Source organism: Mesorhizobium sp. M0768 (assembly GCF_040320195.1).
Classification (GTDB): Bacteria; Pseudomonadota; Alphaproteobacteria; order Rhizobiales; family Rhizobiaceae; genus Mesorhizobium.
Window position 1 is genome coordinate 195,078 of sequence record NZ_JAMYPD010000009.1, and the last position, 18,720, is coordinate 213,797.

The 18,720-nt window shown below is 65.1% G+C and carries 15 protein-coding genes; 3 read left to right on the top strand and 12 right to left on the bottom strand.

What is annotated here, in order from left to right; genetic code table 11:
* Nucleotides 1-144: 144 nt before the first annotated feature.
* The 3 genes from NKI08_RS15040 to NKI08_RS15050 all read right to left on the bottom strand — a co-directional run bounded on the left by NKI08_RS15040 (nt 145) and on the right by NKI08_RS15050 (nt 2,378).
* Nucleotides 145-1,374: an amidohydrolase/deacetylase family metallohydrolase gene (locus NKI08_RS15040; RefSeq protein ID WP_352770415.1), complete on the bottom strand. Its 1,230-nt coding sequence runs from the start codon at nt 1,372-1,374 to the stop codon at nt 145-147.
* A gap of 22 nt (nt 1,375-1,396) precedes the next feature.
* Complete coding sequence (locus NKI08_RS15045; RefSeq protein WP_023675940.1) at nt 1,397-1,762, bottom strand: RidA family protein; 366 nt, start codon at nt 1,760-1,762, stop codon at nt 1,397-1,399.
* A gap of 187 nt (nt 1,763-1,949) precedes the next feature.
* Entirely contained in the window at nt 1,950-2,378 is a 429-nt protein-coding gene (locus NKI08_RS15050; RefSeq protein WP_352474012.1) for an Lrp/AsnC family transcriptional regulator, read from the bottom strand.
* A 123-nt stretch (nt 2,379-2,501) separates the two neighbouring features.
* Here NKI08_RS15050 and NKI08_RS15055 point away from each other — a divergent pair, with 123 nt between their 5' ends.
* The gene (locus tag NKI08_RS15055; protein WP_352770418.1) at nt 2,502-3,605 is read left to right on the top strand and encodes a saccharopine dehydrogenase family protein; all 1,104 of its coding nucleotides are present in this window, start codon (nt 2,502-2,504) and stop codon (nt 3,603-3,605) included.
* 168 nt (nt 3,606-3,773) lie between these two features.
* Here the strand turns inward: NKI08_RS15055 and lpdA are convergent, their stop codons facing one another.
* The 4 genes from lpdA to NKI08_RS15075 all read right to left on the bottom strand — a co-directional run bounded on the left by lpdA (nt 3,774) and on the right by NKI08_RS15075 (nt 9,082).
* Nucleotides 3,774-5,168: a dihydrolipoyl dehydrogenase gene (lpdA, locus tag NKI08_RS15060; RefSeq protein ID WP_352770421.1), complete on the bottom strand. Its 1,395-nt coding sequence runs from the start codon at nt 5,166-5,168 to the stop codon at nt 3,774-3,776.
* Between the two features lie 263 nt (nt 5,169-5,431).
* Nucleotides 5,432-6,823, bottom strand: a complete 1,392-nt coding sequence (locus NKI08_RS15065) for a dihydrolipoamide acetyltransferase family protein (protein ID WP_352770425.1) — start codon at nt 6,821-6,823, stop codon at nt 5,432-5,434.
* A gap of 10 nt (nt 6,824-6,833) precedes the next feature.
* Nucleotides 6,834-7,847: an alpha-ketoacid dehydrogenase subunit beta gene (locus tag NKI08_RS15070; protein ID WP_352770428.1), complete on the bottom strand. Its 1,014-nt coding sequence runs from the start codon at nt 7,845-7,847 to the stop codon at nt 6,834-6,836.
* A 2-nt stretch (nt 7,848-7,849) separates the two neighbouring features.
* On the bottom strand, nt 7,850-9,082 hold the full coding sequence (locus NKI08_RS15075) for a 3-methyl-2-oxobutanoate dehydrogenase (2-methylpropanoyl-transferring) subunit alpha (protein ID WP_352566898.1): 1,233 nt from the start codon (nt 9,080-9,082) through the stop codon (nt 7,850-7,852).
* 430 nt (nt 9,083-9,512) lie between these two features.
* Between NKI08_RS15075 and holA the strand changes: the two genes are divergently transcribed.
* Entirely contained in the window at nt 9,513-10,559 is a 1,047-nt protein-coding gene (holA, locus tag NKI08_RS15080; RefSeq protein ID WP_352770432.1) for a DNA polymerase III subunit delta, read from the top strand.
* Nucleotides 10,560-10,787: 228 nt separating this feature from the next.
* Here the strand turns inward: holA and NKI08_RS15085 are convergent, their stop codons facing one another.
* The 5 genes from NKI08_RS15085 to mnmE all read right to left on the bottom strand — a co-directional run bounded on the left by NKI08_RS15085 (nt 10,788) and on the right by mnmE (nt 16,613).
* Complete coding sequence (locus NKI08_RS15085; RefSeq protein WP_352770435.1) at nt 10,788-11,669, bottom strand: ParB/RepB/Spo0J family partition protein; 882 nt, start codon at nt 11,667-11,669, stop codon at nt 10,788-10,790.
* Between the two features lie 51 nt (nt 11,670-11,720).
* Complete coding sequence (locus NKI08_RS15090) at nt 11,721-12,521, bottom strand: ParA family protein (RefSeq protein WP_084642633.1); 801 nt, start codon at nt 12,519-12,521, stop codon at nt 11,721-11,723.
* A 33-nt stretch (nt 12,522-12,554) separates the two neighbouring features.
* The gene (gene rsmG, locus NKI08_RS15095; protein WP_352770437.1) at nt 12,555-13,196 is read right to left on the bottom strand and encodes a 16S rRNA (guanine(527)-N(7))-methyltransferase RsmG; all 642 of its coding nucleotides are present in this window, start codon (nt 13,194-13,196) and stop codon (nt 12,555-12,557) included.
* Nucleotides 13,193-15,082: a tRNA uridine-5-carboxymethylaminomethyl(34) synthesis enzyme MnmG gene (gene mnmG, locus NKI08_RS15100; RefSeq protein ID WP_352770440.1), complete on the bottom strand. Its 1,890-nt coding sequence runs from the start codon at nt 15,080-15,082 to the stop codon at nt 13,193-13,195. The genes rsmG and mnmG overlap by 4 nt, the downstream gene beginning before the upstream one ends.
* Nucleotides 15,083-15,284: 202 nt before the next feature.
* Nucleotides 15,285-16,613: a tRNA uridine-5-carboxymethylaminomethyl(34) synthesis GTPase MnmE gene (mnmE, locus tag NKI08_RS15105; protein ID WP_352770443.1), complete on the bottom strand. Its 1,329-nt coding sequence runs from the start codon at nt 16,611-16,613 to the stop codon at nt 15,285-15,287.
* 58 nt (nt 16,614-16,671) lie between these two features.
* Between mnmE and NKI08_RS15110 the strand changes: the two genes are divergently transcribed.
* Nucleotides 16,672-18,690 carry a thioredoxin domain-containing protein gene (locus NKI08_RS15110; protein ID WP_352770446.1) on the top strand — a complete coding sequence of 673 codons (2,019 nt, stop codon included), beginning with the start codon at nt 16,672-16,674 and terminating at the stop codon, nt 18,688-18,690.
* Nucleotides 18,691-18,720: the final 30 nt, after the last annotated feature.

Genomic DNA, 18,720 nt, shown 5'->3' on the forward strand with positions numbered 1-18,720 from the left:
CCCCCCTTGAGGAGGAGATGGCCGGCAGGCCAGAGGGGGTCGCCGCGCGTCGAGCGCCAGCCTCCATCCGTTGCAGGAAGACGAGCCCGGTCGAACCGACCCCCTCTGTCGCCTTCGGCGACATCTCCCCCTCAAGGGGGGAGATCACCCACGCCCGAAATGCCGGCTCGCCACCTCGACATGCGTGTCGTGCGCATGCGCTTCGAAACGCTCGGTTTCGCCGAGATCGTCCACCGCCTCGTTCGGCCACCAGCTGCCGCCGACCACGATTCCGTCCGAGACCAGCCTTTGCTCGGCGACCAGCGAGGCGCCGACCGAATCGACAAAGGTGAAGCGGCCCGGACGCAGCCGCAGCACCGCGATGTCGCCGACCGCACCCACCGCCAGCCTGCCGAGATCGGGCCTGGCGATCGCTTCGGCCGGCCGCTGTGTCGCGGCGCGCAGCACCTCGACCAGCGGCATGCCGAGCGCCAGCAGCTTCGACATGCACACCAGAATGTCGAAGGCCGGCCCGTCGACGCAGTAGAGATGCACGTCGCTGCTGATCACGTCCGGCGCCAGCCCCTCGCCGAGCATCGCCTTGGCCACTTCGAAATCGAACGAGCCCATGCCGTGGCCGATATCGAAGATGACGCCGCGCTCGCGCGCCAGCCGCATATCTGGCCGCACCGCCCCCGAGGCGAAGACCGGCGCGTTGGGAAACGGCCGGAAGCAGTGGGTGAGAATGTCGCCCTTGCGCAGCCGCGGCAGCACTTCCGAGCGGCCCGGCGGCGGCTCGTCTATGTGCGCCATCAGCGGCAGGCCGGCTTTGTCGGCGGCTTCGAGCGCGAGATCGACCGGCGCGATGCCGCTGGCGCCGCCGGCATGGCGACCCGAGCGGACCTTGATGCCGACAACCACGTCCGCGTGCTCGCGAGCCGCCGCTACCGTCTCGCGCGGTTCGCAGAGCCGGAGGTCGCTGCACTCGCCGACCGCCACGGTCTGCGAGAAGCCGAATATGCCGGCAAAGGAAATGTTGACATAGGCCAGGATGCGGACTTTCGAGCGCTCGATCACGTGGCGGCGAAAGCCGAGGAAATTGCCGGCGCCGGCGCTTCCGGCATCGATGAAGGTGGTGGTGCCGCTCTTTGCGGCGAGCCGGTCGGCATCGACGCCGAGCGACGTGCCGCCCCAATAGACATGGCTGTGCAGGTCGATCAGGCCCGGCGCGACGATCGAGCCCGTGGCATCGATGACGCGGGCGGCACGTTCGAATGGGATTTCGGTGTCGATCGCGGCGATACGGCCGTCGGCAATCGCCAGATCGCGCTGCGCGTCGAGGCCGGAGGCCGGATCGATGAGGCGGCCGCCTTTTATCAGGAGATCGAATTGCATCGCGCCTGTCTCCATTTTCCCGTCAGGCCGGCCTGTAGGCAACGGCCTCGACCTCGATCTTGATGTCGATCATCAGCCGCGACTCCACTGTCGTGCGCGCCGGCGGGTCTTTCGGGAAATGCCTGGCATAGACGGTGTTGAAAATGCCGAAATCGCGGGCGTCTTCGAGCCAGACCGTCGTCTTGACTACGTCGTCCAGGGTACAGCCGGCCAGCGCCAGTGCCGCCTTGACGTTCGACAGCACCTGCTCGGTCTGTTCGGCGATGCCGCCCTTGACCACCAGCCCGTCTGTGCCGACCGGCACCTGGCCTGAGACATAGACGAAATCGCCGGCCCTGACTGCCGGCGACAACGGCACATGGGATTTTCCAAAACACTGCTTGGGCAAGGAGGTCTCCTCTGGAAATCGTTGCGTGACCGCGCGACTTGTCAGCTTGGCGCGAGAGGACGCGGCCCCTCTGCGAGTCTCATCCAACATCTTCGAAGCCTATATCGCTTTGCCGCGAGAGCGCCAGAACGATCACTGCGCTCGGTGATCCTTCGCGCCAGCGTCTGGACCCGCGACACCAGCCCGCTCAGCGGTCGATCCGCGTCGACAGGATGATCGACGACGACGTGCGCTCGACTCCGTCCATGGCGCCGATCTGGTCGAGAAGCGTGTCGAGATCCCTGATCGACGGCGCCTCGACGATGACGATCATGTCGAAATTGCCGCTGACCGAGTGCAGCGTGCGAACCGGTGCCAGCGCCTGCAGGCTGCGCACCACCTTGTCGGCAAGCTTGGGGGTGACGGTGAGCAGGACATGCGCCCTGACCAGCCCCTGCTCGTAATCCGGCGACAGCCTGACCCCGTAGCCGGCGATGATGCCGCGCTGTTCCAGCCGCTCGATCCGGCTTTGCACCGTCGTTCGTGAGACGCCGAGCCGCCGCGCCAGTTCGGCGGTCGAGGCGCGCGCATTGGTGCGCAGCAGAGAAAGCAGAGCTTGGTCGGCATCGCTGAGCATTTCGACGAACCTTACCGGCACATTGCCCAAAGAGAGGCTGCGTTTCGTACAATCTCACGCTTCCTTTCGACAGGCAAGCTGCGATTCTAACCGTGAATTTAGCATTGGTGCGAGGGACCGGTCATGAAGGAAATCATCGTCGTCGGCGCCGGCAAGATCGGCTCGACCATTGCCGAGATGCTGGCTTCCACGGGCGACTACCAGGTCACGCTCGTCGACCGCTCGGCGGCGCAGTTCGGCGCGGCCGAACTGCCTGAAACGGTCGAGACGCTGGAACTCGACATCGAGGCCGCCGGCACCCTCGAAGCGGCCCTGGCCGGCAAATTCGCGGTGCTCAGCGCCGCGCCCTTCCATCTGACCACGCGCATCGCCGAGGCGGCGGCCAGCGCCGGCGTGCACTATCTCGATCTGACCGAGGACGTCGTCAGCACCAGGCGGGTCAAGGAACTGGCGCGCTCCGGCAACAGCGCCTTCATCCCGCAATGCGGTCTGGCGCCCGGCTTCATCTCGATCGTTGCCAACGATCTCGCCGGCCGCTTCGACACGCTGGAAAGCGTGCGCATGCGGGTCGGCGCGCTGCCGCAGTACCCGTCGAATGCGCTGAACTACAATCTGACCTGGAGCACCGACGGCGTCATCAACGAATATTGCGAGCCTTGCGAGGCGATCGTCGAAGGCGAGCTGATCGAAGTGCCGCCGCTGGAGGAGCGTGAAGAATTCTCGCTCGACGGCGTCACCTACGAGGCGTTCAACACCTCGGGCGGGCTGGGCACGCTGGCCGAAACGCTGAAGGGCAAGGTGCGCACGCTGAACTATCGCACCATCCGCTATCCCGGCCATGCCGCGATCATGAAGGCGCTGCTCAACGACCTCGGCCTGCGCCACCGCCGCGACATGCTGAAGGACATTTTCGAAAGCGCCCTGCCGGCAACGCTGCAGGACGTGGTTATCGTCTTCGTCACCGTCAGCGGCCGCAAGAACGGCCGTCTGCTGCAGGAGACCTACGCCAACAAGATCTACGCCAGGCGCGACGGCGAAACGGTGCGCAGCGCCATCCAGATCACCACCGCATCGGCCATCTGCGCGGTGCTCGACATGCTCGCCGACGGCAGCTTGCCGGCCAGGGGCTTCATCAAGCAGGAGGACATCGCGCTCGACGCGTTCCTGGCCAACCGCTTCGGCCGCGCCTATGCGCAGCACGAGATGGTTAGCCGGCTTGCGGGGTGAGCTGCGTAATCTCCCCCCTCGAGGGGGAGATGTCGCCGAAGGCGACAGAGGGGGTCGCCTCGCGTAGAGCGTCAACCTCCATCTGTCGCAAGGGAGGTCGCATCCAGTCGAACCGACCCCCTCTGGCCTGCCGGCCATCTCCCCCTCAAGGGGGGAGAGCGCGAGCCCTCAGATATGCAGTGCGTGCCCCAGCGCCTTCAGCGCCGCTTCCGGAAAACCCTCGCCCTGTGTCGGATGGGCATGGATCGTCCCGGCGATATCCTCCAGCGTCGCACCCATCTCCAGCGCCAGCCCAAACGCAGTGGACAGCTCCGACACGCCCTGGCCGACGGCCTGGATGCCAAGCACCAGATGGCTGTCCGCCCGCGCCACTACCCGGACGAATCCGTCCTCGCCCAACTTCGTCATCGCCCGGCCATTGGCGGTGAAGGGAAACAGGCCGACCTTGATCTCGCCACGCGTCTTGGCCTCCTCCGGCGACAGGCCCGCGGTGACCAGCTCCGGGTCGGTGAAGCAGACAGCCGGGATCGCTCGTCTGTCCCAGCTGCGTTTGTGGCCGGCGACGATCTCGGCGACCATTTCGCCTTGCGCCATCGCCCGGTGCGCCAGCATCGGCTCGCCGGTGACGTCGCCAATGGCAAGGATACCACGCATCGAGCTGCGGCACTGGTCGTCGATGCGGATGAAGGGTCCGGCCATGTCGAGGTCGATCTGCTCCAACCCCCAGCCTTCGGTCACCGGCTTGCGACCGACCGTGACCAGCACCTTGTCGGCGGCAATCTTGCCGTTCTTGCCGCCATTCGTCTCGACCAGCAGCGCGTCGCGCTTAGTGGACAGCCCCTTGATCTTGGCGTTCACGAGCACCTCGATGCCGAGTTCGGCCAGTCGCTTCACCACCGGCCGGGTCAGTTCCGCATCATATTGCGCCAGCACGCGCGGCAACGCCTCGACCACGGTCACCTTGGCGCCCAGCTTGGCAAAGGCGATGCCGAGTTCCAGCCCGATATAGCCGCCGCCGACCACCGCCAGCCTCTCCGGAACTTCGCTCAGCGCCAGCGCCTCGGTCGACGAAATGACCGGACCGCCGAACGGCAGCGATGGCAGCTCGACCGGCGCCGAGCCGGTCGCTATCACCACCGTTTCGGCGCGGATCACCTGCATGCCGATCTCGGTCTCGACGGCAACGGTCTTGCCGTCGCGAAATGTCGCCCAGCCATGCACCGTCTTCACGCCAGCTTTCTTCAGCAGGCCGGCGACGCCGTTGTTCAGCCGGCTAACGATGCCGTCTTTCCAGGCAATGGTCGCCGCGAGATCAAGCGACGGTGCCGCGACCGTTATGCCGAGTGGGCTTTTGCCGCCGGCCATGTGCGAGAGCTTTTCGAACTCTTCGGCTGCATGAATCAGCGCCTTTGACGGGATGCAGCCGACATTGAGGCAAGTGCCGCCCGGTCTGCCTGCCTCGACGATCACCGTGTCGATGCCAAGCTGCCCGGCGCGGATGGCACAGACATAGCCGCCCGGACCGGCGCCGATGACCAGCAGCTTGCAGGAGATTTCCTTCATGTCAGCTGCGTCCTTTCGGGGATAAATGCCCCACCATCCGGCCGCTGCGCGCCTTTCCTTCTCCCCCTGTGGGAGAAGGTGGATCGGCGCGTAGCGCCGAGACGGATGAGGGGTGTTGGACGGAGTGCGGTAGGTGCCAAGCTGGAGCACCCCTCATCCGTCGCCTTCGGCGACACCTTCTCCCACAAGGGGAGAAGGGGGAGCCAGCGTCCCGGCGCCCCATGCTGCCGGGCGAGGGGGCCTTTGCGACCGTTCTCATCTCCTCAGTCCACAAAAATCAGCGCCGGCGTCTCCAGCAGCGTCTTGATCCGCTGGATAAACACCGCCGCGTCCCAGCCGTCGACGACGCGGTGGTCGAAGCTGGAGGACAGGTTCATCATCTTGCGCGGGATGAACTGGCTGCCGTCCCATACCGGCCGCACCATCATCTTGTTGACGCCGACGATCGCCACTTCCGGATGATTGATCACCGGCGTCGTCGCCACGCCGCCCATGGCGCCCAGCGAAGTGATGGTGATGGTCGAGCCCGAGAGCTCGTCGCGCGTCGCCGTGCCGGATTTTGCCGCCTCGGCCAGCCTGACAACCTCGGCTGCACAGTCCCAGATGTCGCGCGCCTCGGCGTGCTTGACCACCGGCACCATCAGCCCGGAAGCTGTCTGCGCGGCGATGCCGATATGGACGCCGCCATGCTGGTGGACGATGCCGGCTTCGTCGTCGAACAGTGCGTTGACATTGGGCTGGTCGGCGATTGCCTTGACCATCGCCCGCATCAAGAACGGCAGCAGCGTCAGCTTCGGCCTGTCTGCGCCCGGCCGCTTCTCCTTGTTGAGCGCGGCGCGCAAATCCTCGAGCGCGGTGACGTCGATCTCCTCGACATAGGTGATATGCGGGATGCGCGACTTGGCCAGCGTCATCTTCTCGGCGATCCTTCGCCTGAGCCCGATTATCTTGATGTCCTCGACCGCCTCGTTGCGGGCGAGGCCAGGAGCCTTCGCGAGCTGCGGTCCGCGTGCCAGGAAGGCGTCGATATCCTCGTGCCGGATGCGGCCGGCTGGGCCGGTTCCCGGGACCTGCCGAAGGTCGATGCCGGCCTCTTTCGCCCTGAGGCGGACGGCCGGCGAGGCCAGTGGCTTTTCTCCCTCCGGACGCGGCGCACCGACCGGCGCTATACCCCCGAAAGCCGGCGCAGTACCCCCACCCCTAACCCCTCCCCACAAGGGGGAGGGGGACTCCGTATCCGCCGTTCGTGCGCCCTCGGTTCTTGGCACATACCCGACCAAGGGCGAGCTGGACCTGGCTTCGGCTTTGGCGGCCGAAGCTCGTCCCCCTCCCCCTTGTGGGGAGGGGCTAGGGGTGGGGGTAGGTGCCGCCTCACCCTCCGCCGATTTCGCGCCTGCGTTCACATTTCCCTCGCCGGCCACCTTCAACCTGACAATCGGCGAGCCGATCGCCACCGTGTCGCCGATCTCGGCGCCCAACCAGACGATCTCGCCATCGACGGGCGACGGAATTTCGACCGTCGCCTTGTCGGTCATGACAGCGGCAAGCACGGCGTCCTCGCGCACGAGGTCGCCGACCTTGACCTGCCATTCGACGAGCTCGGCCTCGGCAACGCCTTCGCCGACATCGGGCAGCTTGATGACATATTCGCCCATCGTTCCCTCTTCAGGCTTCCATCGTTTCGACCAGCGCGCGGCCTAGCCGGGCGGGACCGGGAAAATAGTCCCACTCCTGCGCATGCGGATAGGGCGTGTCCCAGCCGGTGACCCGCGCCACCGGCGCTTCCAGATGGTAGAAGCAGTTCTCCTGGACCAGCGCCGAAAGTTCGGCACCGAACCCCGATGTCAGCGTCGCCTCGTGCACCACCACGCAGCGCCCGGTCTTGTTGACCGAGGCGACGATCGTCTCGAGGTCGAGCGGCAGCAGTGTCCTCAGATCGATGATCTCGGCATCGATGCCGGTCTCCTCGGCCGCCGCCCGGGCGACATAGACCATCGTGCCGTAGGCAAGCACGGTGACCGCCGCACCCGGCCGTCGGATCACCGCCTTGCCGAGCGGCACCGTGTAATGGCCGTCGGCAACCTCGCCGAGCTCATGTTTCGACCATGGCGTTACCGGCCGCTCGTGATGACCGTCGAAAGGCCCGTTATAAAGCCGCTTCGGTTCCAGGAAGATCACCGGGTCCGGATCCTCGATCGCCGCGATCAGCAGGCCCTTGGCGTCATGCGGGTTCGAGGGCACCACGACTTTCAGGCCGGAGACGTGGGTGAACAGCGCCTCCGGGCTCTGGCTGTGGGTCTGGCCGCCGAAAATGCCGCCGCCGGTCGGCATTCTCACGACGATCGGGCAGGTGAAATCGCCGTTCGACCGGTAGCGCAGCCGCGCCGCTTCCGAGACGATCTGGTCATAGGCCGGATAAACATAGTCGGCAAACTGCACTTCGACGCAAGGCTTCAGCCCGTAGGCGGCCATGCCGATGGCCGCGCCGACAATGCCGGATTCGCTGATCGGCGCATCGAAGCAGCGGCTCTTGCCGTATTTCGCCTGCAGGCCTTGCGTGCAGCGGAAGACGCCGCCGAAGAAGCCGACATCCTCGCCGAACACGATGACTTGGCTGTCGCGTGCCATCGACACGTCCATGGCGTCGCGGATCGCCTCGATCATGGTCCGCCGCGGCATGGTCAGACCCCTGCCTGTTGGCGCTGGCGTCTGAGATGCGGCGGCATCTCGGCATAGACGCCCTCGAACATGTCGCGCGCCGAGGGCTTGCCGCCGGCATGCAGCGTGCCATGGCGCTCGGCCTCCCGCTGCGCCGAAATCACCGTGTCGAGGATTTCCGCCTCGGCCTGGGCGTGGCGTTCGTCCGACCAGACGCCGCGCTGGATGAGATGGTTCTTCAGCCTGACGATCGGGTCGCCGAGCGGCCAGGCATCGGACTCGGCCTTCGGCCGGTAGGCCGACGGGTCGTCGGAGCTCGAATGGGCGCCGACGCGGTAAGTGACGTATTCGACCAGCGTCGGCCCGAGATTGCTGCGCGCCCGTTCCGCCGCCCATTTGGCCACCGCATGGACGGCGAGATAGTCGTTGCCGTCGACGCGCAGTGACGGAATGCCGAAGCCGAGCCCACGGGCGGCAAAAGTACCGGAGCCGCCGCGGGCGATGCCCTGGAAGGTCGAGATCGCCCACTGGTTGTTGACGACGTTGAGCACGACCGGCGCCTTGTAGGTCGAGGCGAACACCAGCGCCGAATGGAAGTCGGACTCGGCGGTCGAACCGTCGCCGATCCACGCGGCGGCGATCTTTGAATCGTTGCTGATTGCCGAGGCCATCGCCCAGCCGACCGCCTGGATGTACTGCGTCGCCAGATTGCCGGAGATCGAGAAGAAGCCGTGCTCCTTCGATGAATACATGATCGGCAATTGCCGCCCTTTCAGCGGATCGGCCTCGTTCGAATAGATCTGGTTCATCATCGTGACCATCGGGTAGCCGTCGGCGATGAGCAGGCCGGCCTGCCGATAGGTCGGAAAATTCATGTCGCCGCGCGACAGCGCCTTGCGGAAGGCGCAGCTCACTGCCTCTTCGCCGAGGTGCTGCATGTAGAAAGAGGTCTTGCCCTGGCGCTGCGCCATCTGCATGCGCGCATCGAAGCTGCGCAGCGTCATCATATGGCGCAGCCCCTCCAGCAACTCCTCGTCCGAAAGCAGCCCTGCCCACGGCCCGACCGCCTCGCCGGCGCGGTTGAGCACGCGAATGATCGAGAAGGCCAGATCGCGGATGTCGCGCGGGTCGACGTCGATCTTCGGGCGCGGCACCGAGCCAGCTTTTGGAATGCTCACATTAGAGAAATCCGGCGTCCCGCCCGGCCGCACTTCCGGTTCCGGAACATGGAAGCGCAGCATTCCGGCATCGGCCATGATCTCGGTCCTCCACTGTTGCCCGGCCAGGATACTTGCACACCGCCAGACCAGTGCCAATTCGTCGGGCGAGGCTTCGCTGCCGCTGGCTGCTGCCCGCGGCCGACAGGATGGAGATATGTCGGCGAAATTTCTTGTCGATCTTCCGCGCCAGCGCGCAATTTGGGAGATGATTGCGCCGGGTTTCCCGCCAGATAAGGCAATGCGTCGGGTTGGGCGGCACGAGCACCTCCTTCTCCCCTTGTGGGAGAAGGTGGCCGAGCGAAGCTCGGTCGGATGAGGGGTGTTCCAGCTTGGCACCAACAGCGCTCCGGCCAGCACCCCTCAACCGTCTTGGCGCTGCGCGCCAATCCACCTTCTCCCACAAGGGGGAGAAGGAAAGGAGGGCGGCGCCGTTCACCCCGCGCCCGCGTCATGCTAATCAGCGCCCATGGCACAAAAGAAAGCATACGAGGTCGATGCATGGCTCGCGAAGCCGGATCCGCGCGTCTCGATCGTGCTGCTTTACGGTCCCGATCGCGGGCTGGTTGCCGAGCGGGCAAAGGCCTTTGCCGGCAAGACCGGCCTGCCGCTTGACGATCCGTTCTCGGTCGTCAGGCTGGACGGTTCGGAGGTCGATCGCGACGAGGGCCGCCTGCTCGACGAGGCCCGCACCGTGCCGATGTTTTCGGAGCGGCGCCTGCTATGGGTGCGCAACGCCGGCGCTCAGAAGGCGCTTGCCGATGACGTCAAGGCGCTGACATCGGAGCCCGCGCGGGACGCCATCATCCTCATCGAGGCCGGCGACCTGAAGAAGGGCGTCGGCCTGCGCGCCGTGGTGGAGGCGGCGGACAATGCCATGGCTCTGCCTTGCTACGCCGATGAGGCCAGAGATATCGATACGATCATCGACGACGAACTGCGCAAGGCCGGCATGTCGATGACGCTGGAGGCGCGGCAGGCGCTGCGCCGCAATCTCGGCGGCGACCGGCTGGCCTCGCGCGGCGAGATCGAAAAGCTGGTGCTTTACGCGCATGGCCAGGCCGAAATCGGCCTCGACGACGTCAAGGCGACGTCTGGCGATGTCTCGGGCCTCTCCTTCGACGCAGCGGTCGACGCCCTGCTCGAAGGCAGGATCGCCGACTTCGACACCGCCTTCACCCGCCATTGCCAGTCCGGCGGCCAGCCCTTTCTGGTACTTTCATCGGCGATGCGGCAGTTGCAGGCGATTCAGGCGATGCGCGGCCTGATGGACGCCGGCGGCCGCAATGCCGCTTCGGTCGTTGCCGCGGCGCGCCCGCCGGTGTTTTTCTCCCGGCGCAAGCTGGTCGAGAAAGCCCTCGAACGCTGGAGCAGCGAGGCGCTCGGCCGCGCCCTCAACCGCCTGCAGACGGCGGTGCTGCAGACACGCCGGCGGCCGGATCTGTCGATCGCGCTGGCACGCCAGGCCCTGCTCGGCATCGCCGTGGAGAGCGCCAGGCTGGCGCAGCGCACCTGATCTCCCCCCTTGAGGGGGAGATGTCGCCAAAGGCGACAGAGGGGGTCACAGCGCGTAGAACACCAGCCCCTTCCGCGACGACAGAGGAGGTGGCGCTTGAAATTTGACGACCCCTTCTGGCCTGCCGGCCATCTCCCCCTCAAGGGGGAGGTTTGACTACTTCGACGATTTCGCCAATCACCGCACGGCAGCAAAAATCTTATTTGCCGGCTAATTTTAGCAACCTACCTACTCCCGCTTCAGCCTTCGGCAAAGCTCGTCAAGCTGCTCCAGCGTCCGGTAGGCGACGCTGATCACGCCGCCGCGCTGGTTGTGCTCGATCGTGACGATCATGCCGATCGTGCTGGTCATCAGCCGCTCCAGCGCCAGCGTGTCGGCATCCTTTTGCGGCGGTGCGGCGGGCTGGCGTTTTGCCGACGGCGCGCCGACCGGCAGCTGCGCCAAGGCCTCGGCCTGGCGCACCGAAAGCCCCTCATCGATGATCCGCTTGGCAAGCCCGGCCGGGTCGTTGGCCGTCACCAGGGTACGGGCGTGGCCGGCCGAGAGCGCCCCGTCGACCAGCATGTCGCGGATGACGTCGGGCAGCTTGAGCAGTCTCAACGTGTTGGCGACATGGCTGCGGCTCTTGCCGATCACCTGGCCGAGATCGGCCTGGGTATAGCCATGGTCGTCGATCAGCTGCTGGTAGCCGAGCGCCTCCTCGACCGGGTTGAGGTCGGTGCGCTGGACGTTTTCGATGATCGCCAGTTCGAGCGCCGTGCGATCGTCGACGTCGCGCACGATAATCGGGATTTCGGTCAGCCCGGCGCGTTGCGCCGCGCGCCAGCGTCGCTCGCCGGCGATGATCTCGTAGCGGCCCGGTTGGGTTTTCGACGGCCGCGCCACCACCGGCTGCACCACGCCATGTTCGCGGATCGACTGGGCGAGGTCGGTCAGGTCGGCGTCGCCAAAATGCCGGCGCGGGTTTTTCGGATTGGGGCTGAGGAACTCGATCGGCACCTTGCCGTCGCCCGCCAACCCGGGCTTTTCCGGTGCCGCTGGGCGATCGATTTCGCCGATCAGGGCCGCCAGTCCCCGTCCCAGTCTTTTCCTCGAAGGGTCTTCGTTCATCGTCCATCCAGATCGTTTCGGTATCGAATCGGGTTTATTATTTACAACCGGTTAAGCGGCACGCAATTTGCGCTCGCGGCGGATGACTTCCGAAGCAAGCTGCAGATAGGCCTGGCTGCCCGAACATTTGAGGTCGTAGAGAATCGCCGGTTTGCCGTAGGACGGCGCCTCGGAAACGCGGACATTGCGCGGGATGACGGTTTCATAGACCTTGTCGCCCATATGCGCCCGCACATCCTGCACCACCTGGTTGGCGAGATTGTTGCGCCCGTCGAACATGGTCAGCACGATGCCCTGGATCGTCAGGTCGGGGTTGATCGAGCGGCGCACCTGCTCGACCGTCTCCAAAAGCTGGCTCAGGCCCTCCAGCGCGAAAAACTCGCACTGCAGCGGCACCAGCACCGAATCGGCCGCAGCCATCGAATTCAGTGTCAGCAGGTTGAGCGACGGCGGGCAGTCGATCAGCACATAGCCGAAATTGGCCGAGCGCTCAGCCGAAGCCCGCAGCGCGTTGCGCAGCCGCAGCACCCGATCCGGCGCCGAGGCGATTTCCATCTCGATGCCGAGCAGGTCGAGCGTCGACGGTACGATCGACAGGCCAGGCACCGCCGTCGGGATCGCCGCCGCTTCGAGATCCAGCTCGCCGGTCAGCACATCATAGGACGAGACGGTGCGGTCGCGCCGGTCGATGCCAAGCCCGGTGCTGGCGTTGCCCTGCGGGTCGAGATCGACGATCAGCACCTGTTCGCCTATGGCCGCCAGCGCGGTGGCCAGATTGATGGCGGTCGTCGTCTTGCCGACGCCGCCCTTCTGGTTGGCGACGGTGATGATTCGGGGGCCGTTCTTCATCATGGGTCTATGCCAGAAATTCATTTGGGTCGCCGGTCACAAGCCAGGGTGCTGTCGCAAGTCGGATACTTCGAGAATGACGCCCTGTGCGTCGGTTGCACTGGCATGTTCTACCAGATCGAAAGACCATCGTTGAGCGCTTTCTGCCACTTCGGCGCGGTAATCCCGGCCTTTGTGAAACAGGCCGCGCGAACCCTTGGTCAGCCACGGTGCCGCCAGGTCGAGCAGGTCGGGCAGCGAGGCGAGTGCCCTGGCTGTGACGATTTGCGGTGCAGGAACAAGGGGATAGCTGTCGTCGATGCGGCGCGCGATAACCTTGGCGGGCAGGCTGAACTGTCCGATGACCGCTTGCAGGAACGATGCTTTTTTCCGGCTGCTTTCAACCAGGTCGATACCGGCGCCGTCCCGCTCGGCAAGCAAAAAGGCCAGCACAAGGCCGGGAAACCCACCGCCGGAGCCGAGATCGACCCAGCGCTTCGCCTCTGGTTTGATTCGCGCCAGCTGCGCGCTGTCGAGGATGTGGCGGCGCCAGACATCGTCCTGCGTCGATTGCGCGGCCAGATTGATCCGGCGGTTCCATTTCCGGAAGACGGCCTCGAACTCGACCAGGCGATCGAATGTTTCACGTGAAACCGGGCCCGCTGCCGCCTGCAGGTTTACCCAGGACGCAGCGCTCACGCGACCTGCTTTCGCGCGGCCGCCTCGGCATTGCGGACATGGGCGACAATAATCGCCAGCGCCGCCGGCGTCATGCCTTCCATGCGTTGCGCATCGGCAATCGAGCGCGGCTGGCGTGCCAGCATCTTCTGCTTCAACTCGTTCGACAGGCCGGGAACAGAAGCAAAGTCGAGCGACTCGGGAATAAGCCTGCTCTCCTCATGCCTGATCTGCGAAACATCGGCCTGCTGGCGGTCGAGATAGACAGAATATTTGGCTTCCGTTTCAAGACGTTCGGCCGTTTTGCTGTCGATCGCCGCGAAAGCCGGCTCGACCCGCGCCAGCCAGGCTATGTCGACGCCGGGATAGGCCAGCAACTCATAGGCCGAGCGGCGGACGCCGTCCCGGTTGATTTCGAGCCCATGGCGCGCTGCCTCATTGGGGGTCATGGTGGTGCCGAGGGCGAGCTGTCGCGCCTTCTCAAGGTCTTGCATACTATTGTTGAACCGCTGCATCCGCTCCGGCGAGGCAATCCCCAGCCTTATCGCCAGTGGCGTCAGCCGCTCATCGGCGTTGTCGGCTCGCAGCGATAGCCGGAACTCGGCCCGCGAGGTGAACATGCGGTAGGGTTCGGCAATGCCGCGGCTGGTCAAATCGTCGACCATCACGCCGATATAGGCTTCGGTGCGGCTGAGCACGATTTCCTCGCTCGCCGACGCCTTGCGCGCTGCATTCAAGCCGGCAAGCAGCCCTTGCGCGCCGGCCTCCTCGTAGCCGGTGGTGCCGTTGATCTGGCCGGCGAGGAAAAGGCGGGCGATCCGCCTGGTTTCCAGCGTCGGCTTGAGCTCGCGTGGATCGACATGGTCATACTCGATGGCATAGCCCGGCTGCAGCATGGTTGCCCGCTCCAGCCCCGGAATGGTCTTCAGGATGTCGAGTTGCACGTCCTCGGGCAGCGAGGTCGAAATGCCGTTCGGGTACACCGTGTCGTCGTCCAGCCCTTCCGGCTCCAGAAAGATCTGGTGGCCTTCGCGGTCACCGAACTTGACGATCTTGTCTTCGATCGACGGGCAATAACGCGGCCCGACGCCTTCGATCGAGCCCGAATACATGGCCGAGCGGCCGAGATTGGCGCGAATCAGCTCGTGCGTCGCATTGGTCGTTCGGGTAATGCCGCAATGGATCTGCGGATTTTCGATGCGATCGGTCAGCAGCGAGAACGGCACGGGGTCCTCGTCCGCCGCCTGGCTCTCCAGTGACGCCCAATCGATCGTCCTGCCGTCCAGCCGCGGCGGCGTGCCGGTCTTCAGCCGCCCGAGCTTGAAGCCGGCGCGGCTCATCGTCGCCGACAGGCCGATGCTCGCCTGCTCGTTCATGCGGCCGGCGACGATCTTCTTCTCGCCGATATGGATCAGCCCGCGCAGAAAAGTGCCGGTCGTCAGCACCACGGCGCCGCAGGCGAGCCGGCTTCCATCCGCCAGCAGCACCGCCGCGATGCGTCCGTCGTCGATTTCCCCGTCGTTGATTTCGAAATCCAGCACCTCGCCTTCGATGACATCGAGGCCAGCCTGCTGGCGGATTGCCGCCTGCATGGCGAGCCGATACAGTTTTCGGTCGGCCTGCGTTCGCGGACCACGCACCGCTGGCCCCTTGCGGCGGTTGAGCAGGCGGAACTGGATGCCGGCGGCATCGGCGACGCGCCCCATCAGCCCGTCCATGGCGTCGATCTCGCGAACCAGATGGCCCTTGCCGAGACCGCCGATCGCCGGATTGCAAGACATCACGCCGATCGTGTCGAAACGCAGCGTCACCAGCGCCGTCCTGGCGCCAGCCCGCGCGGCCGCACTAGCCGCCTCGCAACCAGCATGGCCGCCGCCCACCACCACCACATCATAGTGATTGGTCATTTGTATATTCCGATTCAAATCCGCCGACACATGTGCCCGTGAGCCTGCACTGTCAAGGACACCCACTAGTCGTTTCACGTGAAACAATTCCGTCTGCGTTCATCGCTACGTGTTTCACGTGAATCATCACCGGCTTCCCCCCACTAAGCGAGCAAGCTAGCGACACGCCCGCATCTCGGTACTTGGCAATGTTTCACGTGAGTCATTTGCCGATACAGAACTGCGAAAAGATAACGTCCAGCATATCCTCGACATCGACCGCCCCGACGATGCGTCCAAGCCGATCCGCCGCCAGGCGCAGTTCCTCGGCCCGTAGCTCCTGCCCGCGATCACCACTGACCACTGCTGCGAGCAGGAAGCGTTTCGTCTCGTTGAGCAGCTCGACGTGCCGCAGCCGCGACGGCAGGACATCGCCGGCCTTGCCGATCTGGACTGCGGCACGACGCCCGATCTCGTCCAGCAATTCGGTCAGACCCGTGCCGTCCCGCGTCGAGATAGCGAAATCATAGTGCGCCGCAGGCGAGGGCGATTTGCCCCCCAGCAGGTCAATTTTTGTACCGACCCTCAGCGCCTGAATGTCGCCCGGCAGCATACCGATCGCGATTGGCTCCGCCAGATCCTCCAGCAGCAACAGCAGATCAGCGCTGTGCGCCTTGGTCCTGGCCTTCTCGATGCCGATCGCCTCGATCTTGCCGGGCGCCTCCCGCAGACCGGCGGTGTCGGTTACCCTGACCCGCACCCCTTGCAGGTCCAGTACCACCTCGAGCAGGTCGCGGGTCGTGCCCGGCTCGTCGGTGACGATGGCCGCTTCGCGCCGCGCCAGGGCGTTGAACAGACTGGATTTGCCGGCATTCGGTGCGCCGAGGATGACGACTTCGAACCCGTCGCGGATGATCTCGGCAGCCCGGAAGCCGGCGACATGGCGCTCGATTTCGTCGATCACGGCCTGAACATCCGACCAGACTGTGTCGGCGACCGAGCCCGGCACGTCGTCCTCGTCGGCAAAATCGATCTCGGCCTCGATCATCGCGCGGGCGTGGATCAGCCGTCGGCGCCAGCCCAGATAGAGTTCGCTCTGCACCCCTTGGGCGTTGTGAACGGCAAAGCGCCGCTGCGCCTCGGTTTCAGCGTTGATGAGATCGGCCAGCGCCTCGGTTTCGACCAGATCGAGCTTGCCGTTGAGAAAGGCGCGGCGGGTGAATTCGCCAGGCTCGGCATGCCTGACGCCGTCGCAGGAGGCGATCGTTTCCAGCATCCTCGCCACAACGGCGCGCCCGCCATGCACATGGAACTCTGCAACGTCCTCGCCGGTAAAACTGTCGGGGCCGGCAAAGAAGACGACCAGGCCGCTGTCCAGCACCGATCCGTCGGGCGCCCGGAACTTGCGATAGGTGGCAACGCGGTTTGGCACCTTCGATCCAGCAATCGTTTCGACAGCGAATCGACTCTGCGGCCCGGAAATCCGGATCACCGCAATGCCGGCCGGCAGGCGCCCGCTCGACAGCGCCACGATGGAGTCTTTTGAAATCATTTGCCCGCTCTGCCGAAGCGCCCTAGCTATGCCTGTTCAATCCGCATCGAGTAGTGCCGTGACATTGCCTGCACAAAACCTGCTTGCCGAAGAGGCCAGCCCCTATCTGCAGCAGCACAGCGGCAATCCCGTGCACTGGCGGCCATGGTCGCCCGCCGCTCTGGCCGAAGCAAAGGTGCTGCAGCGTCCGATCCTGCTCTCTGTCGGCTACGCCGCGTGCCATTGGTGCCACGTCATGGCGCATGAGAGCTTCGAGAACGACGACGTCGCCGCCGTCATGAACCGTCTCTTCGTCAATATCAAGGTCGACCGCGAGGAGCGCCCCGACATCGACCAGATCTACATGGCGGCGCTGTCCTCGATGGGCGAGCAGGGCGGCTGGCCGCTGACCATGTTCCTGACGCCGGAGGGCAAGCCGTTCTGGGGCGGCACTTACTTTCCGCGCGAAGCCCGCTACGGCCGGCCGGGTTTCGTCCAGGTGCTGGAGGCGGTTGACAAGGCTTGGCGGGAGAAGAAAGAAAGCGTTAACCAGAGTGCCGACGGCCTGACCACGCATGTCGAGACGCGGCTGGCGGGCAGCCATGGCAAGGCCGTGCTCGACCGCGGCATGCTGGCGAACCTCGCCAATGGCATTGACGGCATGATCGACCGCGATTTGGGCGGTCTGCGCGGCGCGCCGAAATTCCCCAACGCGCCGTTCATGCAGAGCCTCTGGCTGTCCTGGCTGCGCGACGGCACCGCATCCCACCGCGACGCCGTTCTCCTCAGCCTCGAAAAGATGCTGGCCGGCGGCATCTATGACCATATTGGCGGCGGACTCAGCCGCTACTCGACCGACGCCGAATGGCTGGTCCCGCATTTCGAAAAAATGCTCTACGACAATGCCCAGCTCATCCGCTTGTGCAATTGGGCCTATGCGTCAACCGGCGAGGAATTGTTCCGGCTGCGAATCGAAGAGACCATTGCCTGGCTGTTGCGCGAAATGCGAGTCGAGGGCGATGCCTTCGCCGCCAGCCTTGATGCCGATAGCGAGGGCGAGGAGGGGTTGTTCTACACCTGGAGCAGGGATGAGCTAGAAGCAGCCCTTGGCGACGATTCAGCATTGTTTTTCAAATACTTCACGCTTGCCGACCCGCATGGTTGGGAAGGCAAGCCGATCATTTGCCAGACTGATGCTCAACAGGCGCAGAGCGTCATCGATCGTGACCTTCTGGTTCCGCTCAAGCAAAGGCTGCTGGCAGCGAGGGAACAGCGCGTGCGGCCCGGGCGTGACGGCAAGGCCCTGACCGACTGGAACGGCTTGATGATCGCAGCCCTTGCCGAGGCCGGACGGTCGCTTGGCCGATCCGACTGGATCGAAGCGGCGGCAACGGCCTTTGGCGCAATTGCGGCTGCCGGACGTGACGGCCGCCTGCCGCATTCGATGCTCGGCGCAAAGAAGCTGTTTCCGGCTCTGTCGAGCGACTATGCCGCCATGGCCAACGCCGCCATCTCACTGTTCGAGGCGACCGGCAATCCCGGCTATATCGATCGCGCCGGGAACTTCATTGAGCAACTCGATCTTTGGCACCGGGACAGCGACAAGACCGGCTACTATCTGACCGCGTCCGACAGCGCGGATGTGCCCATCCGCATCCGCGGCGATGTCGACGAAGCCATTCCTTCCGCTACCGGCCAGATCATCGAGGCTCTGGTCCGATTGTCGTCGCTTTCGGGCGATGTCGATCTCTGGGAAAAAGCCTGGACAGTCGCAGAGCACGCGGGCGGGCGGGCGGAGCACCAGGGCTATGGCCAGGCGGGTATAGTCAATGCCTGTGCCTTGGCGCTTGAACCGCTGAAGCTGGTGATCGTGGATAGACCGGAGACTCTAAGGCTTGTTCCGGTTGCGAATCGAAATCCAGACCCGCGCCGGGTGGACGTCGTCGTGCCTGTTGGCTCGGTGACAAATCTGCCGGCCTTGCCAGGCGGCGTCCTGCAGCCAACGACCGAGCCCGGCGCCTGGCTCTGCACGGGGCAGGTCTGCCTGCCGGTGATAACCGACGCTGAGGAACTCGAGCGGCAGTTGCGCCGTCGATAGGTCGAGGTGCACAGAACCGGAACGCCGGCG